General features: G+C 68.1%; 22 protein-coding genes. 10 read left to right on the top strand and 12 right to left on the bottom strand.

Annotated elements, in window-relative coordinates:
- The first annotated feature begins 47 nt into the window (after positions 1-47).
- Together M2282_RS31040 and M2282_RS31035 are read left to right on the top strand one after the other, a co-directional pair.
- The gene (locus M2282_RS31040; protein WP_348541720.1) at positions 48-1892 is read left to right on the top strand and encodes a CheR family methyltransferase; all 1845 of its coding nucleotides are present in this window, start codon (positions 48-50) and stop codon (positions 1890-1892) included.
- A 33-nt stretch (positions 1893-1925) separates the two neighbouring features.
- The gene (locus M2282_RS31035) at positions 1926-4163 is read left to right on the top strand and encodes an ATP-binding protein (RefSeq protein ID WP_348541719.1); all 2238 of its coding nucleotides are present in this window, start codon (positions 1926-1928) and stop codon (positions 4161-4163) included.
- Between the two features lie 24 nt (positions 4164-4187).
- Here the strand turns inward: M2282_RS31035 and M2282_RS03040 are convergent, their stop codons facing one another.
- Positions 4188-4475 (bottom strand): hypothetical protein, encoded by a 288-nt coding sequence (locus M2282_RS03040; protein WP_280807305.1) that lies wholly within the window; start codon positions 4473-4475, stop codon positions 4188-4190.
- A gap of 205 nt (positions 4476-4680) precedes the next feature.
- On the opposite strand from M2282_RS03040, the gene M2282_RS03035 reads away from it, so the two are divergent.
- On the top strand, positions 4681-5211 hold the full coding sequence (locus M2282_RS03035; protein ID WP_280807304.1) for a DUF4142 domain-containing protein: 531 nt from the start codon (positions 4681-4683) through the stop codon (positions 5209-5211).
- A gap of 55 nt (positions 5212-5266) precedes the next feature.
- On the opposite strand, the gene M2282_RS03030 is transcribed toward M2282_RS03035, so the two are convergent.
- From M2282_RS03030 to M2282_RS02995, 8 genes are all read right to left on the bottom strand, one after another.
- On the bottom strand, positions 5267-5542 hold the full coding sequence (locus M2282_RS03030) for a hypothetical protein (protein ID WP_280807303.1): 276 nt from the start codon (positions 5540-5542) through the stop codon (positions 5267-5269).
- A 21-nt stretch (positions 5543-5563) separates the two neighbouring features.
- Positions 5564-6055, bottom strand: coding sequence for a ferritin-like domain-containing protein (locus M2282_RS03025; protein WP_280807302.1), 492 nt, complete (start codon positions 6053-6055; stop codon positions 5564-5566).
- Between the two features lie 117 nt (positions 6056-6172).
- Positions 6173-7063, bottom strand: coding sequence for an alpha/beta fold hydrolase (locus M2282_RS03020; RefSeq protein WP_280807301.1), 891 nt, complete (start codon positions 7061-7063; stop codon positions 6173-6175).
- On the bottom strand, positions 7060-7959 hold the full coding sequence (locus M2282_RS03015; protein WP_280807300.1) for a ZIP family metal transporter: 900 nt from the start codon (positions 7957-7959) through the stop codon (positions 7060-7062). Before M2282_RS03015 ends, M2282_RS03020 begins: the two co-directional genes overlap by 4 nt.
- An 84-nt stretch (positions 7960-8043) precedes the next feature.
- The gene (locus M2282_RS03010; protein ID WP_280807299.1) at positions 8044-9828 is read right to left on the bottom strand and encodes a RecQ family ATP-dependent DNA helicase; all 1785 of its coding nucleotides are present in this window, start codon (positions 9826-9828) and stop codon (positions 8044-8046) included.
- The gene (locus tag M2282_RS03005) at positions 9828-10148 is read right to left on the bottom strand and encodes a hypothetical protein (protein ID WP_280807298.1); all 321 of its coding nucleotides are present in this window, start codon (positions 10146-10148) and stop codon (positions 9828-9830) included. The genes M2282_RS03010 and M2282_RS03005 overlap by 1 nt, the downstream gene beginning before the upstream one ends.
- 38 nt (positions 10149-10186) lie before the next feature.
- Positions 10187-10600 carry a DUF2934 domain-containing protein gene (locus M2282_RS03000; protein ID WP_280807297.1) on the bottom strand — a complete coding sequence of 138 codons (414 nt, stop codon included), beginning with the start codon at positions 10598-10600 and terminating at the stop codon, positions 10187-10189.
- A 201-nt stretch (positions 10601-10801) separates the two neighbouring features.
- Positions 10802-11014, bottom strand: coding sequence for a hypothetical protein (locus M2282_RS02995; RefSeq protein ID WP_280807296.1), 213 nt, complete (start codon positions 11012-11014; stop codon positions 10802-10804).
- A gap of 147 nt (positions 11015-11161) precedes the next feature.
- On the opposite strand from M2282_RS02995, the gene M2282_RS02990 reads away from it, so the two are divergent.
- The 6 genes from M2282_RS02990 (at position 11162) to M2282_RS02965 (ending at position 18561) form a co-directional block, all read left to right on the top strand.
- On the top strand, positions 11162-11533 hold the full coding sequence (locus M2282_RS02990) for a DUF2946 family protein (RefSeq protein WP_280807295.1): 372 nt from the start codon (positions 11162-11164) through the stop codon (positions 11531-11533).
- A 106-nt stretch (positions 11534-11639) separates the two neighbouring features.
- On the top strand, positions 11640-13808 hold the full coding sequence (locus M2282_RS02985; protein ID WP_280807294.1) for a TonB-dependent siderophore receptor: 2169 nt from the start codon (positions 11640-11642) through the stop codon (positions 13806-13808).
- Position 13809: 1 nt separating this feature from the next.
- A complete protein-coding gene (locus M2282_RS02980) occupies positions 13810-15366 on the top strand; it encodes an ABC transporter substrate-binding protein (protein ID WP_280807293.1) in 1557 nt (518 codons plus the stop codon).
- Complete coding sequence (locus M2282_RS02975; RefSeq protein ID WP_280807292.1) at positions 15363-16328, top strand: ABC transporter permease; 966 nt, start codon at positions 15363-15365, stop codon at positions 16326-16328. Before M2282_RS02980 ends, M2282_RS02975 begins: the two co-directional genes overlap by 4 nt.
- The gene (locus M2282_RS02970; RefSeq protein ID WP_280807291.1) at positions 16325-17161 is read left to right on the top strand and encodes an ABC transporter permease; all 837 of its coding nucleotides are present in this window, start codon (positions 16325-16327) and stop codon (positions 17159-17161) included. Before M2282_RS02975 ends, M2282_RS02970 begins: the two co-directional genes overlap by 4 nt.
- Positions 17158-18561 (top strand): ABC transporter ATP-binding protein, encoded by a 1404-nt coding sequence (locus M2282_RS02965; RefSeq protein ID WP_280807290.1) that lies wholly within the window; start codon positions 17158-17160, stop codon positions 18559-18561. Before M2282_RS02970 ends, M2282_RS02965 begins: the two co-directional genes overlap by 4 nt.
- A 49-nt stretch (positions 18562-18610) precedes the next feature.
- Here M2282_RS02965 and M2282_RS02960 read toward each other — a convergent pair whose 3' ends face one another.
- From M2282_RS02960 to M2282_RS02950, 3 genes are all read right to left on the bottom strand, one after another.
- The gene (locus M2282_RS02960; protein ID WP_280807289.1) at positions 18611-18865 is read right to left on the bottom strand and encodes a hypothetical protein; all 255 of its coding nucleotides are present in this window, start codon (positions 18863-18865) and stop codon (positions 18611-18613) included.
- A gap of 244 nt (positions 18866-19109) precedes the next feature.
- On the bottom strand, positions 19110-20255 hold the full coding sequence (locus M2282_RS02955) for an ABC transporter substrate-binding protein (protein ID WP_280807288.1): 1146 nt from the start codon (positions 20253-20255) through the stop codon (positions 19110-19112).
- A gap of 114 nt (positions 20256-20369) precedes the next feature.
- Entirely contained in the window at positions 20370-21260 is an 891-nt protein-coding gene (locus M2282_RS02950; protein ID WP_280807287.1) for an amidohydrolase family protein, read from the bottom strand.
- Positions 21261-21327: 67 nt separating this feature from the next.
- Between M2282_RS02950 and M2282_RS02945 the strand changes: the two genes are divergently transcribed.
- Positions 21328-23031 (top strand): M14 family zinc carboxypeptidase, encoded by a 1704-nt coding sequence (locus M2282_RS02945; RefSeq protein ID WP_280807286.1) that lies wholly within the window; start codon positions 21328-21330, stop codon positions 23029-23031.
- Positions 23032-23034: the final 3 nt, after the last annotated feature.

Genomic DNA, 23034 nt, shown 5'->3' with positions numbered 1-23034 from the left:
GATCCAGCTCACCGAACCCCATGCCCGTTTCAGAACCGTCCGCATCCATGACCCCCGAGGCCGCCAATCCTTCGCACCTGGTCCGCAGTCACCTGAAATTTCCGGTGGTCGGCATCGGCGCATCGGCGGGTGGGCTGGAGGCGGTGATCCGGTTCTTCGAGCAGATGCCCGCCCATTCCGGCATGGCCTTCGTGGTGATCCTTCATCTGTCGCCCGAGCACGAGAGCAGCGCCGCCGAAATCCTCCAGCGCGCCACGCGCATGCCGGTGAGGCAGGTCAGCAAGCCCATGCCGATCGAGGCGGACCATGTGTATGTGATTCCGCCGGGGGTGACGCTCACGATGAACGATGGCCATCTTCGCGTGGCGCCGGGCAAGCGCATCGCGGGTGCGCCCATTGCCATCGACGTGTTCTTCCGCACCATGGCCGAAGTGCACCAGGAGCGCGCCGTCTGCATCGTGATGTCGGGCACGGGCAGCGACGGCGCCGTGGGCCTCACCAGCGTCAAGGAGCACGGCGGCATCGCCCTGGCCCAGACGCCCGAGGACGCCGCGCACGACGGCATGCCCCGCGCCGCCATTGCCACGGGCGTGGTCGACTTCGTGCTGCCGGCCGTCGAGATGCCGCAGCGGCTGATCGACATCTGGCAAAGCGCGCGCCGGATCCAGCTGCCCGACGCCGAGAAGGTGGGCATCCTCGTGTCCGAGCCCGAAGGGCCCGTTGCCTCGCAAGAGGCCGAAAAGGCGCTGCAGGATGTGATGTCCTGCCTGCGCAGCTACACCCGCCACGATTTCACGCACTACAAGCGCGCGACGGTGCTCAGGCGCATCGAGCGCCGGCTGCAGGTCAACCGGCTGACCGACCTGCCTTCGTACCGCGACTTTCTGCGGGAACACCCCGAAGAAGGACCGTTGCTGCTGCAGGACATGCTCATCAGCGTGACCAACTTCTTTCGCGACCGCGATGCCTTCGAGGCCCTGGAGCGCGAGGCGATTCCGCGCATCATCGAATCCAAGCAGCCGGGCGAGCCGGTGCGCGTCTGGGTGGCGGGCTGTGCGACGGGCGAGGAAGCCTATTCGCTGAGCATGCTGCTGCGGGAGCAGGCCGACCTGCAATCCAAGCCGGTGGAGATCCAGATCTTCGCGACCGACATCGACGAGCGCGCCATTTCCACCGCGCGCAAGGGCATCTACGCACAGGGCATCGTGGAAGACGTCACGCCCGCGCGACTGCGGCAGTTCTTCGTGAAGGACCAGGACCAGTACCGCGTCTCCACCGTGGTGCGCGAGCCGGTGCTGTTCGCGCTGCACAACCTGTTGCGCGACCCGCCGTTCTCGCGGCTGGACCTGGTGTGCTGCCGCAACCTCCTGATCTACCTGGACCGCCCGGCCCAGTCGCATGTGCTGGAGATGTTCCGCATCGCCTTGCGCCCGAACGGCTATCTGTTCATGGGAACCTCCGAGTCGACCGATGCAACGGCCAACCTCTTCACCGCCGTCGACAAGAAGAACCGGATCTTTCGGGTCAATCCGGGGCTCCCGGGCGGGCGGCACATGCCGCTGATCAGCGAGTCGCCGTCGGTCGCCGCGTCCGGCACTTCCGCCGAGCCGCCGCGCGGTGCGGGCCGCCGCGCGGTCGGCGCGCTAGGCACCGCGGAACTGCACCAGCGCGCGATCGAGCAGTTCTCGCCGCCCAGCGTGCTGATCAACGGCGAGCACGAGGTGCTGCACCTGTCCAACGGCGTGGGGCGCTTTCTCGAGCGGGGCAGCGGCGAGCCTTCGAACAACCTGCTGAACAACGTTCGCTCGGACATCCGGATCGAACTTCGCACCGCACTTTTCAAGGCCGGCCAGTCCGGACGCAGCGTGGAAACGCGCATCGTGCAGCGCTAGCAGGACGGCAAGCAGGTCTTCCTGAACATCACGGTGCGTCCGCTGCCGCAGGACGCGGGGCCGCCCGGCCTCGTGCTCGTGGTGTTCGACGAGGTCGGGGAGAGCATGCCGCTGCTGACGGCGGAGTCGGGCGACTCCGCGCGCGTGCTGCTCATCGCGCAGCTGGAGGACGAGATACGCCAGCTCAAGCTGCATCTGCAGGACACCATCGAGAACTCGGAGACCTCGACCGAGGAAATGAAGGCTTCCAACGAAGAGTTGCAGGCCATCAACGAGGAACTGCGCTCGGCCACCGAGGAACTGGAGACCAGCAAGGAGGAGCTCCAGTCGATGAACGAGGAGCTGGTGACGGTCAACTACGAGCTCAAGGTCAAGGTCGAGGAGCGCGGCGACATCAACGACGACCTGCAGAACCTGATCTCGTCGTCGGAGATCGCCACGATATTCGTGAACCGCGGCATGCGCGTGAAGCGCTACACGCCCGATGCGGTTCGGCTGTTCAACCTGATCCCGACCGACCTGGGCCGCTCGCTGTTCGACATCACCAGCCGCCTGGACTACCCCGAACTGGCCGACGACACGGCCTCGGCGTTCAAGGACCTGCGCACCGTGGAGCGGCACGTCACCAGCGCGGACGGGCGGCATTACGTCGCCCGCATACTTCCGTATCGCACCGCCGACGACAAGATCGAAGGCGCCATCCTCAACTTCTTCGACATCACCGACCTGCGGGCCGCCGAGGCGAAGGTGCGCGCCGGCGAAGAGCGCCTGCGCATGGTGGCTGCCACCACGCGCGACTTCGCCATCATCACCACCGACCCCGCCGGGCTCATCACCACCTGGAACCGCGGGGCGGAGCGCATCTTCGGCTACACCGAGGAAGAGATGCTGCAGCACCCGATCGCCAGCATCTTCACGCCGGAAGACCAGGCGCACGGCGTACCCGAAGAGGAGATGCGCCGCGCCGTGGAAACCGGCCGCGCCGAGGACGACCGCTGGCACCTGCGCAAGAACGGCAGCCGCTTTTTCTGCAGCGGCGTGATGACGGCGCTGGATGCGAGCGCGGGCGGCGGTTTCGCCAAGATCGGCCGCGACATGACCGGTACCAAGCAGCTGGAACTTGCGCAGGAGCACCGGCTGGTGAAGGAGAAGAAGACCAGCCTGAATGCGCAGCTGGCCAACGAGTTGAAGGACCGCTTCCTGGCGGTGATGTCGCACGAGCTCAAGCAGCCGCTGAACCTCATCCAGATGAATGCCGAGCTGCTCATGCGCCTGCCGGGTGTCGCCGACAACCCGAAGGTGCAACGCCTGGGCGAGGCGATACGCGGCGCGGTGGCCAGCCAGAGCCGCATCATCAACGACCTGCTCGATCTCTCGCGCATCCGTACCGGCAAGCTGCGGCTCAACCGGGTGGCGGTGGACCTGGGCGAGCTGGTCCGGACCGCCGCGACGGCGGCCATTGCCGGCGCGCCCGGCAAGCAGATCGCGCTCGACGCGCATTGCGAAGCCGACGTGGTCTGCAACGGCGACCGCGTGCGCGTGGAGCAGATCGCATGGAACCTTCTGAGCAACGCGGCGAAGTTCACGCCCGACGGCGGGCGCATCACCGTGCGCGTGGCGCCGGAGAACGGGTTCGCCCGATTGACCGTCACCGACACCGGCTGCGGCATTGCGCCCGAGTTCCTGCCCCATGTGTTCGGCATGTTCAACCAGGCCGAAGCGGTGGCCTCGCCCAATGGCGGGCTGGGCATCGGCCTGGCGCTGGTGTACGAGCTGGCGCTCGCCCACGGCGGCCGCGCGGAGGCGCACTCCGAGGGCATCGGCCATGGCGCGACCTTCAGCGTCTGGCTTCCGCTGGTCGGCACCGATCAGGCGGTGAAGGCCGATGCGCGGCTGCCGGGCGTGAACGTCAAGGGCTGGCGCGTGCTGGCAGTGGACGACTACGCGGATGCCCTCGCGCCGTTTGCCGAGGTACTGCGCCTGGAAGGCGCCGTCGTCGACACGGCCGAGAACGGCAAGGAGGCGCTGGCGCTGCTGCAGACGCAGCGGTACGACCTCCTGGTGTCGGACCTCGGCATGCCCGAGATGGATGGCTTCGAGCTCATCGGCGAGGTGCGGCGGAACGAGGTGACGCGCGAGCTGCGCGCCATCGCCATGTCCGGTTACGGACGGCGCACCGATGCGCGGCGCGCGCTCGAGGCGGGCTTCGATGCCCACCTGCCGAAGCCGGCGTCGATCGAGGAACTCAAGTCGGCCATCGCACGGCTCTGAAGAGCCCGGGCGCTTTTTTCCGCGTCAGGCGCGGTGCGATGCAGGGAGCGCGCGCGTGTTGCGGGCCAGCGCGGTGCGGCCTTCCGATGTGATGGCCGTGACGATGGCGCGCGCGATGCGGCGCTCGCCGGTGCGCAGCAACTCCGGCGGTTCGGTCAGGGCCTCCAGCAGCGAGGCGCTGCGCAGCGCCAGGATGCGATGGATGTCCTCCGCCCTCGAACACACGACCGGCAAGTGCCGTCGCGAAAGAAATTCCAGGAGGTCGTAGTACTCGGCCACGCGGAGGTCCTTGGGCGTCACCTTTTTTCTCATGCAAGCTACCTGATCTGAAAAGAACAATGGGAAGCTGTGCAGGGCAATCGGCATGCCCGGTCAACATTGCAGCCGGCGGCGCGGCTTGTTTGCTGGGCACTCCTGCGGGAATTTGAGGCACACGGTTTTGCTCTTTTTCCTACAACGAGGTCGAGGATGCGCGTGCGAGCCTGCCGGCTCTTTCAATCACCTGGAGCCTTTAGAGATGAAACGATCGACACGCCACCTCACCGCAACCGCCGCCATCGCCTTTTCGCTGCTCTCGGCCTCGACCGTGTGGGCCGCCGGCAAACTCGACAGATCCGATGCCGGATTGCTCAAGGACATTGCCCAAGCCAACATCGCGGAGGTCGAGACCGGCAAGCTCGCGATCGAGAAATCCTCGAATCCAGAGATCAAGAAGTTCGCCCAGATGATGGTCGACGATCACTCCAAGGGCTTGGCCGATGTGAAGACCCTCGCGTCGGCATCGGGCACCGAGCTGCCCGACGGGCCCGATGCGAAGCACAAGGCCGTCATGGTCGAGTTCAAGGCGCTCAAGGGCGACACCTTCGACAGCCGCTACGTGAAGCAGGCCGGCGTCGGCGACCACGAAGCCACCGAGAAGCTGCTGAAGAAGACCCAGGCCGAAGCCAAGGACGCCGACCTCAAGGCCTTGGCCACAAAGATGCTGCCCATCGTGCAGGGCCATCTGCAGCACGCGCAAAGCCTGGCGACGAGCACCGCGAAGAAGTAAAGCGCTGCCCGGGCAGAGGGCGAAAGCCGCCCGCGCCCGGGCATGCAGACGACGGTCAATGAAGCGTGCGCGGCCTGGGCATGCCGGCTTCCTCCACGTCGTCCAGATCCTCTGGCTCCAGCATGACCAGCTCGGCACCGGTTCGTGCGTGGAGGAGCAGGGCGCGCTCGTGCAGCAGGTCCATCCAGTCCACGAGCACGGAGAGCTGGTCGATCGGCGCATCGCCCCCGAGAAACTCCAGTGCGGCGCGCGTCACGTGCACCTGGATGCGGCGTCGATCGGGCAGGCGGATGCTGAATTCGAAGCCGTCGCCCTCGTAGCAGTCGGACATGAATCCAGCCTCCGCCTTCGTTCAGCCCACGGCTTCTTCGATCTGCGCAGCCTCGGCGAGCAGGCCCAGGCGCCTGTCGGTCGCCTGTTCTTCCTCGAGGCTGGCCTTGAGCAATGGAATGGCCTCGGCATATCCCAGCTTCTGCGCCAGCAGGCACAGCGAGGTGTAGCCCGCAATCTCGTAATGCTCGGCTTTCTGCGCGGACCCGATGAGCGCTGCGTCCAGCACCGGACCCTTTTCGATCAGGTCGACCAGCGACATCGTTTCCTCGACGAGGCCTTCCATGCCGTCGCACTTGATGCGCTTGATCTTGAAGCCGCAGGTCTCCGCGATCTGTTCGATGCGCTCGACCTGGGTGCGCGTCTCCTGCAGGTGGTCTTCGAAGGCCTGCGAAAGCTCGGGGTCCGTGGCGGCGCGCGCGAGCTTGGGCAGCGATCGCGTCATCTGCTTTTCGGCGTTGTACGTGTCTGAAATCTCGTGCACGAAAAGGTCGTTCACAGACTTGATGGGCATGGATGGCTCCTGTGGTTGGGTGGTTGGAAAAGCTTGAAATTGCGTGCGGCATCCGGCCCTGCGTGTAGTCTTTTTGCGATCCGGAGGGTCCGATGTTTTTGTGTTCCCGGCGGATGTTCACTTCGTCGGGGTGGACGCGCCTTCGCCGAAAAACTCCGTGAGCAGCGCGCTCACTTCATCGGGCTCTTCATGGTGCAGCCAATGCGAGGCCTGCGGCAGCCGGACGACGTGGCCGTCCACGCAGTAGCACAGGGCCGCGTCGGCGAGGCCGGCTTCGAGTGCCGTGTCAGCATCGCCCCAGACGATGCGCACCGGCGCCTGGATGGGCGTGGCGAGCGGCTGGGCCAGCGGCATCGCGCGGTACCAGTTGAGCATGGCGCGCAGGGCGCCGGGCGCGGACCACGCCGTGCGGTAGTCGGCCAGTTCGCCATCGCTGAAGGTGCCGGGCCGGCTCGATCGGGTGAGCGCCGCTTCCAGGAGCGAAAAATCGCGCGCGCCCAGCACGGCTTCGGGCACCCATGGCAGCTGGAAGAAGCCCACGTAGGTGCTGCGGAACATCTGCATCGGATGCGTCAGGGCAAAGCCGACAAAGCTCGCCGGATGCGGCGCGTTGAGAATCGCCAGCCGCTCGATGGCTGCGGGCTCGCGAGCGGCGAGGTGCCAGGCGACCATGCCGCCCCAGTCGTGGCCAACGAGGCTGAAGCGCGAGGCGCCCAGGTGGCCTGCGATGCCCATGACGTCGTCGGCCAGCGTATCGAGCGCGTAGCAGGCGACGGCTCCGGGTTTCGACGATGCGCCGTAGCCGCGCTGGTCGGGAACCGCGACGCGCCATCCGGCGTCGACCAGCGGTTGTATCTGCCGCCGCCACGCGCCCCAGTACTCGGGAAAGCCGTGCAGCAGGATCACGAGCGGCGCGTCGGCGGCGCCCGCCGTGACGACGTGCAGCGCCACGTCGTCCGTACCGAGCGTCAAGGTCTGGTGTTCCAGCGCGGCAGCCATGGCGCTCATCCCAGGGCGGTGTCGAGCACCATCATGAGCACGAAGCCGAGCATCAACCCGCCGGTCGCATAGGCCTCGTGGCCCTTGCGGTGCGACTCGGGAATGATTTCATGGCTGATGACGAACAGCATCGCACCCGCCGCCATCGCCAGGCCCCAGGGCAGCAAGCCGGCGGTGAGCCCGATCACCGCCGCGCCGAACACGGCCGCAATCGGCTCGACCAGGCCGGACATCACGCCCAGCCCCACCGAGGTGCCGCGGCCGTAGCCCACGCTTCGAAGCGCCAGCGCGACCACCAGTCCTTCGGGCGCGTCCTGGATCGCGATGCCCGTGGTCAGCGCTGTCGCGCCGACCGGGTCGGTGCCCGCGAACGCGACGCCGATGGCCAGCCCTTCCGGCAGGTTGTGCAGCACGATGGCCAGCACAAAGAGCCACACCCGCTTCAACGCCCGCGACTCCGGTCCTTCGAGGCCCTTGACGAAATGCTCGTGCGGCACGAGGCGATCGATGAGCAGCAGCGCAAGCGCACCCAGCAGCAGCCCGCCGCCGACGATCGCGCCGCTGCCCCACGGACCCGCGCCTTGCGACTTCGCGGCGGCAAGCGCGGGGATGACCAGCGAAAACGAACTCGCCGCGAGCATCACGCCTGCACCGAAGCCCAACATGCTGTCGTACGCGCGCTGCGAGAACTGATGCGAGAGAAGAACGGGCACCGTGCCCAGCGCAGTCGCCAGCGCCGCGATGCTGCCGCCGGTCAGCGCCGCACCCAGGGGCGATTTCGACTGCGCGAGATCGATGCCTTCGAAGATCAGCAGCAAGAGCCCGAAGCATGCGACGGCGCCGCCCAGCCAGCGGCGGGCGGTGCGGAAGCTCGTGGCGGGTCTTGGAAAGCGGGTTTCATGCATGCCGCGCAGCGTGTTTTTCGGCGACCGGCATGTTCGTAGGACTTGAGCCCGCAGCGTTCGGAAAATTGCCTACTTCCTGTTGTTTCAAGGGTTCTTCCCGCAGCTGGAACCGTCCGGCAGCGGCAGCGCGCCCGCGACCTCGCCGCCTGCGGCTTCGCCTTTGGACCTGCAGCGCACGCGGCTCACATAGTCCGGATGAAAGCAGCGTTCGGCGCCATCGGCGAACGCCACGGTGACGGACCCCGCATCCGCGGCGATGACCACGCCCGGGCCGAATCGCTTGACCTTCACCCGGTCGTCGGCGGCGAAGGCCGGCATCTTCCGCGCGGGAGTGCCGGCCTCATGGCGCATGACGATGGGTTGCGCCATGGCCGATTCGTGGGCCGCGATCCGCCGGCAGTTGTCGCAGGAGCCGCAGCGCTTCAGGTCGGCGGACGGGTCGAGATCGCTCAGAAGCAGTTGCCACCTGCACTGCCCCGACTGCGCATACGAGACCATTCGTTCGAGCGTTTCGCGGTCCTGTATGCGCCGGTCCTTGTACGCATCGAGCACCGCGGAAAAATCGGCGGGCGCGACCGCGCGCTTGCGGATGGCGATGCGTCCTTGCCGATCGATCTTCAGCAGCTGTGCCTGCCTGAGCACTGCGATGCCGGACTGCATCCTCGTGCGTGGCCGCTGCAGCGCGTCGAGCAGGCTGTTCGCGGTCCATCCCTCGCCGTCCGGCGGCTCGGCGAGCAATTGCCGATGGATCGCGTCGAGATCCTCGAGCTGCGGATAGCGCCCGGCCAGAAAGAACTGCTGCACCGTCCGGTCCTTCGCGTGGAACAGCAGCATGCAGCGCGCGCTCTGGCCATCGCGTCCGGCCCGTCCGGCCTCCTGGTAGTAGGCATGCAGGCTCGACGGCATCTGGCAGTGGAGGACGAAACGGATGTCGGCCTTGTCGATGCCCATGCCGAACGCGTTGGTGGCCACCATGGTTCTCGCGGCGCCCGACATGAATGCTTCCTGCGCGGCGTTGCGCTCGCGTGCGCCGAGCTTGCCGTGGTAGAGCGCAACGGATTCGTCGCGCGCTTTCAGCGCGTCGAACGCAAGCTGCGCGGCCTTCACGGTGGCGGCATAGACGATGCCGCTGCCTGCCTCCTGCTGCACGAATTCGACGGTGCGGCGCAGCCGCTCCTCTTCGTTCGCCAGTTGCTCGACCCCGAAGTGCAGGTTGGCGCGGTAGGCGCCGGTGTCGACCAATCCGGAGCGCGGGATGGCCAGGAGCTTCATCACATCGGCGGCCACCTCGTCGCCCGCCGTCGCGGTGAGTGCGAGCACCGGCGGACTGCCCAGCGCCGCGATGGCGGGGCCGATCTCCAGGAATGCGGGACGGAAGTCATGCCCCCATTGCGAAATGCAGTGCGCCTCGTCGACCGCGACCAATGCCACCGGGTGCCTGCCCAACCGCTGCAGGAAGCCGGGGTCGGACAGCCGCTCGGGCGTGGTCAGCACGATGCGCGCGCGACCCTCATCGATGTCGAGTTCAGCCTGGGCCAACTCTTCCGCACCGAGCGAACTGTTGACCTGCACCGCCTGGATGCCCAGCCCGCGGAGCCTGTCGCACTGGTCCTTCATCAACGCGATGAGCGGCGACACCACCACGGTCTGCCCTTCGAGCAGCAGCGCGGGCAACTGATAGCAAAGCGATTTGCCGGCACCGGTGGGCATGACCGCGAGGGTGGACAAACCCGCCATGACGCGGCCGATCACCTCCGCCTGGCCGGCGCGCAGGTAGGCATGGCCGAAGACCTTGCGCAAGGTGCCGTCGACATTGCGCGCCGAAGATCGCTTGTCCCGCGCCGATCTGCCGGCATGCAGCGTGGGCATCAGGCGTTCTCGGCGTCTTCGTCGTCGTCTTTTTCGTCGTCCTCCGCGCTTTCGCCGGCAAGATCCTCGGCACTTGCCGCATCCGGATCTTCGACGCCCGTGGACACGTCCGGCGCTGCGTCGGGAAACACGCCGATGCGGTCGGGCAGGATGTCTGCATCGGTCGGGGCTTCCTCGCCTGCCTGGGCGAGCTCGCGGTCGCCTGTTCCGGCGGCATCGCTGCCGCTGTCGCTGGAGTCGCTGGGGCCCAGGCTGTCTTCGCCGGTTCCCTTGGGTTCGATCGGCGGGTGTTCACCGCCCAGGATGCTGCTGGTTGCCATGCGCTTGTTCCTCTGTGTCCTCTGTTCGGGCGTGCGGATCAGGTCCGGTCTTTCGATGCGTCCCGGTCGATTTGCGCCTCGGCTTCGAGCCAGTCCTCCTGCTCGCGCCCGGGGACGCCCCCGCGGCGCTGGTAGGCCTCGTATGCCGCGCGACGGATCGCTTCTTCGCGCGGGTTGGCTTCGGCGGGTTGCGAGTCTTCCGCGGGTTCGCGGTTGGTCTCCGACGCGAGGTCTTCCGTCAACCCGAAGGCCGCGGAGTCGTCGTGCTTCGTGCTTTCGACGTTCTTCTGCTTGTCCCGCATCCGCTCGCGCGGCGCCGGGCCGGACACGTCTTCGTTCGCCGCGGTTTTCTTGCCGGAGAAGCTTTCGCCGCCGCCGATGTTGTCCACGCCGCCGCTGGTGGTGGGGCGGGTTCCTTCGCCGGAACCGATCGCTGGTCTGTTGCTGCCCATTTCATGCTCCTTGTGAGTTGGGTGCGCCCGTCGTGAGTGGTTGGGCGCGTTGTTCGTGAGAGCAGGTTCGGCCCGGAGAAAGGCAGCCTGCGTAGGAGCACTTCAGCATCGCTTGTATGTGCAGGGAGCAGTTGCCGGCGGGGCATGCGCGAGCCTGGGGCCCGCAGCGTTCGCCATCGATCCGGTCGATGACCACCGGGGTCATCGAGCCGGCGTGGCTGGTGCGGCCGGTGCGGCCGGTGCGGGCTGCGCGGCGCTTTGCGTGGCGGCCGGTGCCGCCGGTGCCTCGCCTCGCTTGTCCACTGCGTAGAAATACGCGAGCGCGCCTAGGAACACCAGGACCGCGGCACTCGCGCCCCATGCAAAGACGCGCCGGTTGTCCCGGTCGTCGCCTGTTTCGTGATCGTTCTTCATGGAAGCTCCTTGTCGGTTCGGGGCGCGTGCCCTTTCCGCCAGAGCATTTGCAGCGCATCGCAGCCTCGATGTAGGAGCCTGCCGCCGTTTGGGGTGCGGTCAACTTCTACAGGCGCGGCACGCGCCGGTATGATTTCGACCCTCGCCATGCCGCTTCGCCTCCTCGGCTTTCAACGCCTCCTTCGTCTTCTGCTGCTGGCCGTGTTCTTCAACGCGGCCATCGGCATGCCGTTGCACGAGGCCGGGCACTTGCGCCAGGCCGCCGACGGCCTGACGCAGGCGGCGGCGTTCGAGGGCTGCGCGAATGCAGCCGATCCTGCCGGCGAGGAAGAGGCGCACGGCGTGTGCGAATGGTGCCTGGCCTATGCGCACCATGCCCCGGCACCCGCGCCGCAGCCAGCTTCGTTCGAAGTGCGGCAATCCGCGGCCATGCCGCGCGCGCCGCCCGTGGCCGTCTTCGTGCCGAATCCTCTGCGCTGGCCCTTCGCCTCGCGCGATCCCCCGCTGGCCTCGACCTGACAGACATCCACTGCGCCGCAGCGCAGTGGCGTTTTCTTCCCTTTCCATTTTTTGCTGCCGCCCGCGTCCAGGGGCGGGATGCAATGTCTCGTCGAGCCTTTCTTTCATGACCACCCTTTCGTTCGAACACGCGTGCCATCGCGTTCCCCTGTTTCGCCGCCTTCCACTGGGGCTCGCCGTCTCGGCGCTGTGTGCGGGACCGGTTCTCGCCCAGTCTTCCGCGCCGCCGGCAGACGGCCAACTGAGCACCATCGAAGTCGTCGGCCGCGGCGAGTCGGGGGCCTACCACGCCGAAGAAGCCGCCGGCGCCAAGACCGACCTGCCGCTGCGCGAGCTGCCGCAATCCGTGCGCATCGTCACGCGCCAGGCCATCGACGACCTGGGGGCCACCCGGCTCGACGATGTGCTCGACTACGTCGGCGGCGTCTCGCGCCAGAACAACTTCGGCGGGCTCTGGGACAACATCGCCATCCGCGGCCTGCCCGGCAACGAGAACACCGGCATGGCGACCCTGTTCAACGGCTTCTCCTCGAACCGGGGCTTCAACGCGCCGCGCGATCTGGCCGGTGTGGAGCGCATCGAGTTCCTCAAGGGCACCGCCTCTGCGCTCTATGGCGGCAGCGAACCCGGCGGCACGCTGAACATCGTGTCCAAGCGACCGCTCTGGACATCGGCGAATTCGGTCGAAGCCTATGCCGGAAGCCAGGGCCTCAAGCGCGGCGCCTTCGACAGCACCGGACCGATCGGCGAGAGCTTCGCCTACCGGCTCAACGTGGCGGTGGAAGACCGCGACAGCTTCCGCGACTTCGTGGGTGCGAAGCGCGAGGTCGTTGCGCCGGCCTTCACCTGGAAGCTCGGACGCGACACGGTGCTGGAGTATTCGGGCGAGTACCTGCGCCATGCCACGCCGCTGGACCGCGGCGTGGTGGCGGTCGACAACCGGCTCGGTGCCATTCCGCGCAGCCGCTTCCTCGGAGAGCCGGCGGATGGCGACGTGACCGTCAAGAACCAGACGCACCAATTCATCCTGTCGCATGAATGGAGTTCGACGTGGCGCAGCCGGGTGGGGCTGTCGTACCGCGAGACTTCGATGGAAGGCTTCTCCACCGAGCCGACGGCCCTGCAGGCCAACGGCAACCTCACGCGCCAGAGGCGCTACCGCGACTTCAGCTCGAACGACATCGCGCTGCAGGCCGAACTGCAAGGCACCGTGACAACCGGCGGCATCGAGCACGAACTGCTCTTCGGTGCGGAGACTTTCCGCTTCGACATGGACTCCCTGATGCTGCGGGCGAATCCGACGGCGGCCCGGCCCTATGCGATCGACATCTACAACCCGGTCTACGGTTGGTTCCAACCCGTGCCCACGGCCAACATCGACACGCTGGAGCGGCAGCGCAACAGCGCGTTCTATGTGCAGGACGCGATCAAGCTTTCGCCTGAATGGCGGCTGGTTGCGGGCGTGCGTGCGGACAACTACCGCCAGTCGCTGCTCAATCGCCGCAGCGGAGTCACGGCCGCGCAGGAGCCGTCGTCGACCTCGCCGCGCATCGGCCTGAGCTGGCTGCCGACGCCGCAATGGACCTTTTATGCCAACGCGGGCCGCTCGTTCAGGCCGAACACCGGTTCAGACGTCGCTTCGAACGGCTTTGCGCCCGAGACCGGACGCGCACTGGAGCTGGGCACCAAGTGGGAGAGCGCAGACCAGCGCATGGGCGCGACCGCGGCGCTGTTCGACATCCGCAAGCGCAACGTGCTGACCTCCGACCCGGTCAACACCGGTTACTCGGTGGCCGCAGGAGAGATTCGCAGCCGCGGCCTGGAGCTCGACTTCTCGGGCCAGGTCGGCAAGAAGTGGCGTGTCAATGCGAGCCTGGTGCTCAACGACGTGGACATCACGAAGGACAACACCCTCGAAGTCGGCGGCCGGCTGCTCAACGTGCCACGGGTCAACGGCAGCGTGCTGGCGGTCTACGAGGATGGCTTTGCGAATGGCCAGCGCTATGGCATCGGGGGCGGCGTGACGCACATGGGCAGGCGGCTCGGCCAGGCGCGCACGCAGGCCGAAGCCGCGGCCGGAACGCCTGCTTTCGATCTTCCTGCGTACACGACCGCCAAGCTGGTCGCGTACTGGCGGCTCAACCCCACGCTGCGCCTGACCCTCGATGTCGACAACCTGTTCGACAGGACCTACTACAGCAGTTCGTACAGCCGCGTCTGGGTCACGCCAGGCACCTCGCGCACCATCACCGTCGGCCTGCAGGCCAGGTTCTGAGATGACATCGACCATCCATCCGACGCGCCGCCGCGCGCTCCAGATTTGCGCGGCGGGCCCCGTCGTCGCTGCATCGGCGGGCTTGCTGGCGCAGCCCGCACGCACGCCGCTGCAGATCGTGGGCCCCTGGGAAATCGGCGGTCTCGCGCCGGCCAGCAGCGGCTACGTCTTCACGCGCATGCAGATCACCGAGACCCTGATGGAGGCGGGCGACGATGGCACGCCGCTGCCGGGCCTGGCTGTGCGCTGGCAGGTCTCGCCGGATGGCCTGGCGTGGCATTTCACGCTGCGCACGACGGCGCGGTTTCACGACGGCACACCGGTGACCGCCGCCGCGGTCGTGCGGTGTCTCCAGGCCGCGCGCGTGGCACCGGCCCTGCTGAGCCTGGCGCCGATCCGGTCGCTGGAAGCCGAGGGCGCCGGCGTCGTCGCGATCCGGCTCGCATCGCCCCATGCGGGACTGCCCGGGCTGCTGGCGCACAGCAGCACGATGGTGCTCGCACCCGTGAGCTACGGTCCCGGCGGCGAGGTGCGGGCCATCGTCGGCAGCGGTCCCTACCGCGTGGTGTCGCTGGCCGCGCCCCAGCAGGTGGAGGCCGCGGTCTTCGACGGCTACGGCGGCCCGAAGCCCGCCATCGAGCGCGTGCGCTACCTCGCCGCCGGCCGCGCCGAAACCCGCGCGCTGATGGCCGAGGGCGGCCAGGCCGACCTGGCCTACGGGCTCGATCCGGTCAGCCTCGTGCGTCTGCGAAAGCGCGGGCAGGTGCGCGTCGATGCGGTGACGCTGCCGCGCACCGCGATCCTGAAGGTCAACGCGGGCCTGCCCGCCCTGAAGGACCTGCGGGTGCGGCAGGCGTTGAGCCTGTCGATCGATCGCGCCGGCATCGCCAGGGCGTTGCTGCGCGATCCCGAACTCGCGGCAACCCAGCTGTTCCCGCCCACGCTGAAGGCATGGCACGACACCGCGCTCGCTCCGTTGCGCCATGACCCGGCCGCTGCCGCCAGCCTGCTGGCCGAAGCCGGTTGGCGCCGCACGGCCGAGGGACTGCGCGACGCCTCGGGACAGGCGCTGCGGCTCTCGCTGCGCACCTTTCCCGACCGGCCGGAGCTGCCGGTCATCGCCTCCGCATTGCAGGAGCAGTGGCGCCAGGCCGGCATCGCGGTGCAGGTCGGCGTCGGCAACTCGGGCGACATTCCCCTGGGCCATCGGGACGGCAGCCTGCAACTGGGCTTGGCGGCGCGCAACTACGCCACCGTGCCCGATCCGACGGGCACGCTGATGCAGGATTTCGGTGCCGCTGGCGGCGACTGGGGCGCGATGGGCTGGCGCAGCGATACGCTGGTCGAGGCGCTGGCCGAGCTGTCGCGTGGCACGTCGACGCCGCAGCGCGCGGCCGCCTTGCGCGCGCAGGTCACGGCGGTGCTGCAGGCCGAATTGCCGGTGATCCCCATTGCCTGGTACCGCCAGCAGGTCGCGGTGAGTTCGCGCCTGGCCGGCGTGAGCCTTGATCCGCTGGAGCGTTCCTACCGGGTCGCCTCGATGAGGTGGAGCGCATGAACAAGACCCGCACTGCATGGGCCGGCATCCTGCTGCGCCGTGCCATCCAGATCGTCGCGCTCGGCCTGCTGGTGGGGGCCGTGTGCTTCTTCATGGCGCGATCGCTGCCCGGCGACATGGCCACCCGCATCGCCGCGGGACGCTATGGCTACGACCTCGTGAACAACGCCGCCGCCGATGCCGTGCGCATCGAACTCGGGCTCGACCGGCCCCTGTGGCTCGCGCTGCTGGCATGGTGGGGCGACATCGCACGCCTGGACCTCGGCACTTCGCTGGTGACCGGCGCTTCGGTGTGGCGCGAAGTGGCGCATCAGCTGGGCGCGACCATCGACCTGGCGGTTGCGTCGGTGTTCATCGCAGCCATCGTCGGCTTGCCGCTGGGCATCTGGTCGGGCCTGCATGCGGGCGGCTGGATCGACCGGCTCACCTTGGCGCTGGCCGTGGTGTTGCGCGCGCTGCCGCCGTTCCTGCTCGCCGTGCTGCTGATGGTGCTGGTCGCGGTGCGGCTCGGAGCCTTGCCGGTCGCCGGCGACGACCATGCGGCCGGCCTGCTCCTGCCGGCGCTGACGCTCGGGCTGGGTCTGGCGGCGGGGCTGGCGCGCGTCGCCCGGGCTGCCATGCGTGAAGCGGCGGCATCGGCATCTTTTGAATTTGCCCGCACGAAAGGGCTGTCGGACCGGCAGGCGCTGCTGCGCCACGGCCTGCGCCAGGCAGCGGCACCGGTGGTGGCGTACCTGGGCGTGCATGCGGTCTTTCTTGTGGAGGGCGCGGTGGTGGTCGAAACCTTGTTCGCCTGGCCGGGGATCGGCCATGCGCTGGTGCATGCGGTGTTCGGGCGCGACGTGCCGATGATCCAGGGCACCGCGCTCTGCATGGGCCTGTTGTTCGTGGTGTTCAACCTGCTGGTGGATGCGGCCTGCCTCGCGCTCGATCCGCGCCGTCGCATGGGGGTGGACGCATGAACGGCACGCTGCTCGACATCCCGATGCGCACGGCCCGGGAATCGCGGCGCGCGGAAGTGCGCCGTCGCACGGGCCTCGCCATCCTCGCGATGGTGGCGATGTTTTCGCTGTTCGGCCCCGCGGCGATCGGCATCGACCCCGCACGCCAGACGCTGGCCGACTCCCTGCTGCCGCCAGGCGCGGCGCACTGGCTCGGCACGGACGTGCTGGGCCGCAGCGTGCTCTCGCGCCTGGCGCATGCGGCGCAGCTCTCGCTGGGGCTTGCCTTGCTCGCCGCCGTGACCGCGGCGGTTCCCGGCGTGCTGCTGGGCGTTGCGGCCAGCTGGCGTGGCGGTCGGATCGAACGGGGCTTGGTCATGCTGGGCGATGCGGTGCTCTCGGTGCCGGGCCTGCTGCTGGTGCTGCTTTTCGCCGCGCTGGCGCCGGGGCGGTACTGGGCGCTGTACATCGGTCTCTCGCTGTCGCTGTGGGTCGAGTACTTCCGCGTGGCCCGCACGGCCAGCCGGCCGGTGCTGGCGGGCGATGCGGTGCAGGCTTCGCGCCTGCTGGGCTTCGGCCCGGCCTATGTGCTGCGCCGGCATCTGCTGCCCGCGCTTGCGCCGGTGCTGGGAACCTTGCTGGCTTTCAGCGTCGCGCAGGCCGTGCTGGCGCTGGCCGCGCTGGGCTTCATCGGCGTGGGGCTGCAGCCGCCGACACCCGAACTGGGGCTGATGATGATCGAGTTCCTTCCTCACTACGAGGAGGCGCCGTGGCTCATCGCGGCACCGGTGGCGCTGCTGATGCTGCTGGTGCTCGGGATGATGCTGCTTGCCGCGGACGGGGAGACGGCATGAGCGCCTCTGTCCTGCTCGCGGTCGAGAACCTCTCCGTGCATGTAGACGCCAGGCCGCTGCTGCGCGATGTGTCTTTCAGCCTGCGGCCCGGTGAAGCGCTGACGCTGCTCGGTGAAAGCGGTGCCGGCAAGTCGCTCCTGGCGCAGGCCGTGATGGGCAACCTGCCCGCGGCATTGCGTGCCGGCGGCCGTGTCGTGCTCGATGGCGTCGAAAGCCGCGCCGAGGATGCGCGGGCGCGGCGGCCGCGTTGGGGACGCACGCTCGCCCTGCTGCCCCAGGAGCCCGCCCTGGCGCTGGACCCGTTGATGCGCATTGCGCCCCAGCTGTCCGAAACGCACGAACTGGTCCGGGGCGCCGCCTTCGAGGAGGCCGAGTCGGCGGCGCTGAGAGACCTCGGCACCGCAGGCCTGGCCGCTTCGGCGCGGCAGTATCCGTGGCAGCTCTCCGGCGGCATGGCGCAACGCGCCGCCGCGGCCGTGGCCTGCGCGGGCGGCGCACGCATCCTGTTGGCGGACGAGCCCACCAAGGGCCTCGACGGCCATTGGCGCGACCACGCCGTGGCGATGCTCCAGGCGGTGCAGCGCGCCGGCGGTTGCGTCGTCGTCATCACGCACGACCTGCGCGTGGCGGAGGCGCTCGGCGGACAGCTGATCGTGCTGCGCCATGGCGAAGTGGTGGAGCAGGGCGATGCCCGCACCGTTCTCGCGAACCCGCGGCATGCGTTCACGCGGCGGCTGGTCGCGGCCGATCCGGCGCATTGGCCTCGGCGTCGGACGGCAGTGGCGGGCGCGCCTGTGCTGAGCGCGCAAGGCCTGTCGAAGGGCTTCGGCGGCAAGCCGCTGTTCGACGGCATCGATCTTCAGATCCGCGCCGGCGAGCGTTTCGTGGTGCAAGGCCCGAGCGGAACGGGCAAGAGCACGCTGGGCAATGTGCTGCTGGGCCTGCTGCCGGCCGACCGCGGCATGGTGCGGCGTGCCGAAGGGCTGTTGCCGACCGCCTTCCAGAAGCTCTACCAGGACCCGGTCGCGTCTTTCGCACCCCGCATCAGCCTGGCGCAGTCGCTGCGCGACGTGGCTGCGCGCCATCGCTGCGCCTGGCCGGCCGTGCTGCAGCAGCTCGACCGCTTGGGCATGCCTGCCGACCTGCTGGCGCGCCGGCCCGCCGAGGTGTCCGGGGGCGAGCTGCAGCGCATCGCGCTCGCGCGCGTGCTCACCGTGCAGCCTGCCCTGGTGTTTGCCGACGAACCGACTTCAAGGCTGGATCCGGTGTCGCAGCAGGAGGCCATGGGCGTGCTGCTCGATGCGCTGGACGAGCGTGGCGCTGCGCTGATGCTGGTGACGCACGACGACGACATCGCGAATGCCGTTGCCACGAATCGCTGGAGCTTTGCGGGGGCTTGACGGGAGAACAGCAGTCGGGGCGCACGGGCCTGGAAGCGGCCGTGACTGACTACTGAAGTGCGGCGGTCGCCGGCGTTGTCGACGGAAACACCGCCGGGCCCACAAGCTGCAGATCGCGCGGCTCGCACGGCGCGGAAATCCACTTGCCGTCGAACCTCACCCGGACGTGCTTGTGGTTGGCGCTGGCGACCGTGCCTAGGCGGCCTTCGCAGAAGACGCGATCGCCCCGCTGGAACGATGCGCCGAACCGATTCTTGATGTCCTTGAAGCTCATACCCGGCCCGTGGAGATTGAAGGTCGCCATGGTCGTGTCGGCCCGGAAGTCCTGTTGTAGGCCGCCCCGCCGCAAAAGGTAGGACGTTCTGCTTACATCGGGAAGGACGGCGCCGGGCAAGAAAAAGCCCGCACGAGGCGGGCAAGGGCAGCCCCGAGAAGGGGAGGAGGGAGAAAACAGAGGCTGCCGAAGTGAAGTCTAACGTATTACTGTTTGCGGGGCGAGTGAGGCATGTCCCGATTGCAGCATCGGGCGAAACACCCGCCGGCCGGGGTCAGCGACGGACCTTGCCGTCTTCCGTGAGCATCGACAGCTCGACGTAGTTCGACGCCTTGTGGTCGCGGGCGCTGAAGTCGACGTGGAAGCCGCCGAAGTCGATGCTCTGCATCGATTCGAGCCCGGCGACCAGCGAGTCCCGCGTGGCCGGCTTGCCGGCGCGCTTGAGGCCTTCGGCGAACACCTTGGCCGCCACGTAGCCTTCCATGCTCGAGTAGTTCGGCTTGGCGTCGCCGCCGGCCTTGCGCACGGCTTCTGCGTACTCGCGCGAGATCGCCATGCTCGTCGAGAACGGCGAAGGCATGACCTGGCTGATCACGATGCCGCGGGCGTCCTTGCCGAGTTCGTCGGCCAGTGCCTGGGTGCCGACGAACGACACGTTGAAGAAAGTGCCGCCGTAGCCGGCCTTGCGCGCTTCGCGGATGAACGCCGCGCACGCCTTGTAGGCGCCCACCTGGATCACGGCGGCGGGGCTTGCGGCCATGATGTCCTTCACCGCCTTGGCCACGTTGACCGAGTTGCGCTCGACCGTGCCGACCGCGACGGGTGCCAGGCCGATGGGCTTGAGTGCATGGAGCACACCGGCGAGGCCGGCCTGTCCGTAAGCGTCGTTCTGGTGGAACACCGCGATCTTCTGGATGCCGAGCGAGGTCAGCTGCTTGACGATCAGCGCGGTCTCGTCGTCGTACGAAGCGCGCACATGGAACACGTTCTTGCGGAACGGATCGCGCAGTGCCTCTGCACCGGTGAACGGGCCGAAGAACGGGATCTTGGCCGCATCGACCAGCGGCATCGCGGCCATGCAGGTGGGCGTGCCGACATAGCCGAAGAGGGCGAAGACGTCGTCCTTGATGAGCTTGTCGGTGTTCGCCTTGCAGCGCTCCGGCTCGTAGCCGTCGTCCAGCGTGCGCAGCTCGATGGTGCGGCCGTTGACGCCGCCGGTGGCGTTGAGCGCATCGAAGTAGATGCGCGCGCCCTGGTTCATCTGCAGGCCCAACTGCTCGGCCGGGCCGCTGAATGCGGCGGACTGTCCGAGCACGATGCGTGCGGGTTGGGCGAAGGCGGGGAGCGCGACCGCGGCGCCGGCGGCGGCAAAGCGCTTGATCGCATCTCTGCGATGAAGAGGGGTTTTCAGGAAAGGCATTGGATGGATGTCGAGCGGTCGAAGCGCCGGCGGAAACTGACAGGACTTCGCCATTCTTGTAAGAAGGTAAAGCAGTGTAACCGCGTGTTCGGGTAAACCCTTGGGTTTGGCCGGCTATCGCACCCCGAACAGACCCGCCGCATTCCCCCACGCCACGCGCTGCGCCACGGCCGGCGGCAGGTCGCCGAGCCAGTTGCGGTAGCCCTGCATGATCTCGTCGTACGAACTCCAGCGCTGGTTGACCCAGGTGTCCGAACCCACGATGAACCGGTCGGGAAACGCGAGGATCAGCTCGCGCCACGGCGCGCACAGCCTGCCGCCTTCGCAGGTGAGCCCGGGGCGGTACGAGAGTTCGCCCATCAGCTTCGGATAGCGCTCCAGCATCTGCCGCACCCGTGCCACCGGCGCGCCGCCGATGCCGGTGTGCGCCCAGATCAGCCGCAGTTCGCGGCCCTGGGTGGGCGAGTGCGCCATCAGCAGGTCGACCGCCTCGTCGTCCACGTGCGCGAGCACGGCGAGCTGGCGCTGTTCGGCCAGCACCATGAGCTTTTTCGCGACGGGGCCGTTGGCGTTGGCGCTCTCGTACAGGTGGAATTCGCCGATGCCGCGGTAGGGGCCGCTCGCAGTGCCGCGCGTGAGCTCGGCCTGCACCATCTCGTGGATGGTCTCGTCGCGGAACCAGTTGGTGTAGTCGGCGCGATTGCGGTAGAGGCGCACGAAGGGCACGACCGTGACGCCGGCCTCACGTGTTTCCCGAAGGGCCGCGAGCGTGCGCGTGCCTTCGTTGGGCCGCGAGTTGCCGACGATGGCGCGCACGCCGTTGCGCTGCATGCGCGCGAGCGCCTCGGCCGGCGGAAACGGGCCGCTGCTGCCGTTCCATGCCTCCTCGTTGTAGTGGAGATGGGCGTCGAAGATCGGCCCGGTGTAGTCGGCCGCGTGGGCTGCGATGGCGAAGACTGCACCGCAGGCCAGCAGCGCAACACGGGAGACGGAGAAGGGAGCCATGGGTGTTCCTTGCGAGAGTGCCCGATCGTCGATGCAGAATCCATTTCGATCAACGGAGCCTTCCCCGATGCCTGCTGCACCAGACCCCCGATACCGCACGCCGTTCGAAACCGGCAACAGCAACCAGACCACCACCTGGGCCGAATGCGTCGCCTTCTACGAACGGCTCGCGAAGGACTTTCCCTCGGTGCTGCGATGGCAGCAGATCGGCACCTCGGACAACGGCATCCCGATCCACGCCGGCATCGTCACAGCCGATGCGCAGTTCGACCGCGAAGCCCTGCAGCACCAGGGCCGACCGGTCTTCTTCAACAACAACGGCATCCATCCGGGTGAGCCCGAGGGCACCGACGCCTGCATGGCGCTGGTGCGCGATTTCTGCACGCAGCCCGCGCGGCTTTCCGCATTGGGCGGCACGGTCTTTCTGTTCATCCCGGTCTACAACGTCGACGGTTGCCTCAACCGGCAGAGCACCTCGCGCGTGAACCAGCTGGGACCGGAATCGTTCGGCTTCCGAGGCAACGCACGGCATCTGGACCTGAACCGCGACTTCATCAAGTGCGACAGCCTCGCCGCGCAGGTGTTCAACCGCTTCTTCACCGCATGGGACCCGGACGTGATGGTCGACACCCACACCTCCAACGGCGCCGACTACGCCTACACGATGACGCTGATCCCGACCCAGCCCGACAAGCTCGGCGGCGGGCTCGGGCAGTTCCTGCGCAGCCGCATGCTGCCGGCGATCTACGGCGGCATGGACGCGCGCGGATGGCCCACCTGCCCCTACGTGAACTGCGTGGCCGAGACGCCCGATGACGGCATCGCCGACTTCCTCGACACCCCGCGCTTTTCGACCGGCTACGCGGCGTTGCACCACACCATCGGCTTCATGCCCGAGACCCACATGCTCAAGCCCTACGCCGACCGGGTGGCGGCAATGCGCACGCTGGTCGAAGTGGTGCTCGATTTCACCGTCGTGCATGCGGCGCAGATCCAGGCGCTGCGGCGCGAGGCCAGGGCCGGTGGCGCGCAGCAGGCGCACTGGCCGCTTTCGTGGCGTTCGGACCAGAGCCGGCCGAACAGCTTTCGCTTCAAGGGGTACGAAGCGATCCATTCGCCCAGCGGCCTGGGCAATTACCAGCGCCTCGCCTACGACCGCAGCCAGCCTTGGGAGAAAGACATTCCGTACTTCGACCGCTGCGTGGAAGACGCAACCGTCGCCGCACCCAGGGCCTATCTGGTCCCGCAGGCCTGGCGCGAGGTGATCGAGCGGCTGGAATGGAACGGCGTGGCGCTGCGCCGGCTCGAGAAAGACCAGGTCTTCGAGAACGCCCGGGTGTACCGCATCGAACGCGTCGCCCCGCGCCCCGGGCCGTACGAGGGCCATATGTTCCATGACGAAGTCGAACTCGCCGCGCACACCGAAAGCGTTCAGGCGCGCGCCGGCGACGTGTGGGTGCCGCTCGACCAGCCGAAGGCCCGCTACATCGTCGAGACGCTCGAACCCGCAGCCCACGACAGCTTCTTCCGCTGGGGCTTCTTCAACAGCGTGCTCGAAAAGAAGGAGGCCTTCTCGGCCTATGTGTTCGAAGACACGGCGCACCGGATGCTGGAAGACGAGCCCGACCTGAAGGCCGGCTTCGAAGCGTGGAAGCTGCGCAATCCCGACAAGCTCGGCGACCCGCAGGCCGTGCTCGGCTACATCTTTGCGCACGGACGGCGCCATGCGGAGCACGGCTGGCGGCGCTACCCGGTGGCGGGGCTCGGCTAGCCG

It is taken from the genome of Variovorax boronicumulans (assembly GCF_029892485.1).
Lineage (GTDB): Bacteria > Pseudomonadota > Gammaproteobacteria > Burkholderiales > Burkholderiaceae_C > Variovorax > Variovorax boronicumulans_B.
Note: the sequence above shows the minus strand (reverse complement) of the source record. Positions and strands in the feature narration are given on the sequence as shown.

Coding starts and splice junctions, on each gene's coding strand:
- M2282_RS31040 (WP_348541720.1), top strand. CDS start 48: ATGACCCCCGAGGCCGCCAATCCTTCGCACCTGGTCCGCAGTCACCTG.
- M2282_RS03040 (WP_280807305.1), bottom strand. CDS start 4,475: ATGAGAAAAAAGGTGACGCCCAAGGACCTCCGCGTGGCCGAGTACTAC.
- M2282_RS03035 (WP_280807304.1), top strand. CDS start 4,681: ATGAAACGATCGACACGCCACCTCACCGCAACCGCCGCCATCGCCTTT.
- M2282_RS03030 (WP_280807303.1), bottom strand. CDS start 5,542: ATGTCCGACTGCTACGAGGGCGACGGCTTCGAATTCAGCATCCGCCTG.
- M2282_RS03025 (WP_280807302.1), bottom strand. CDS start 6,055: ATGCCCATCAAGTCTGTGAACGACCTTTTCGTGCACGAGATTTCAGAC.
- M2282_RS03020 (WP_280807301.1), bottom strand. CDS start 7,063: ATGAGCGCCATGGCTGCCGCGCTGGAACACCAGACCTTGACGCTCGGT.
- M2282_RS03015 (WP_280807300.1), bottom strand. CDS start 7,959: ATGCATGAAACCCGCTTTCCAAGACCCGCCACGAGCTTCCGCACCGCC.
- M2282_RS03010 (WP_280807299.1), bottom strand. CDS start 9,828: ATGCCCACGCTGCATGCCGGCAGATCGGCGCGGGACAAGCGATCTTCG.
- M2282_RS03005 (WP_280807298.1), bottom strand. CDS start 10,148: ATGGCAACCAGCAGCATCCTGGGCGGTGAACACCCGCCGATCGAACCC.
- M2282_RS03000 (WP_280807297.1), bottom strand. CDS start 10,600: ATGGGCAGCAACAGACCAGCGATCGGTTCCGGCGAAGGAACCCGCCCC.
- M2282_RS02995 (WP_280807296.1), bottom strand. CDS start 11,014: ATGAAGAACGATCACGAAACAGGCGACGACCGGGACAACCGGCGCGTC.
- M2282_RS02990 (WP_280807295.1), top strand. CDS start 11,162: ATGCCGCTTCGCCTCCTCGGCTTTCAACGCCTCCTTCGTCTTCTGCTG.
- M2282_RS02985 (WP_280807294.1), top strand. CDS start 11,640: ATGACCACCCTTTCGTTCGAACACGCGTGCCATCGCGTTCCCCTGTTT.
- M2282_RS02980 (WP_280807293.1), top strand. CDS start 13,810: ATGACATCGACCATCCATCCGACGCGCCGCCGCGCGCTCCAGATTTGC.
- M2282_RS02975 (WP_280807292.1), top strand. CDS start 15,363: ATGAACAAGACCCGCACTGCATGGGCCGGCATCCTGCTGCGCCGTGCC.
- M2282_RS02970 (WP_280807291.1), top strand. CDS start 16,325: ATGAACGGCACGCTGCTCGACATCCCGATGCGCACGGCCCGGGAATCG.
- M2282_RS02965 (WP_280807290.1), top strand. CDS start 17,158: ATGAGCGCCTCTGTCCTGCTCGCGGTCGAGAACCTCTCCGTGCATGTA.
- M2282_RS02960 (WP_280807289.1), bottom strand. CDS start 18,865: ATGGCGACCTTCAATCTCCACGGGCCGGGTATGAGCTTCAAGGACATC.
- M2282_RS02955 (WP_280807288.1), bottom strand. CDS start 20,255: ATGCCTTTCCTGAAAACCCCTCTTCATCGCAGAGATGCGATCAAGCGC.
- M2282_RS02950 (WP_280807287.1), bottom strand. CDS start 21,260: ATGGCTCCCTTCTCCGTCTCCCGTGTTGCGCTGCTGGCCTGCGGTGCA.
- M2282_RS02945 (WP_280807286.1), top strand. CDS start 21,328: ATGCCTGCTGCACCAGACCCCCGATACCGCACGCCGTTCGAAACCGGC.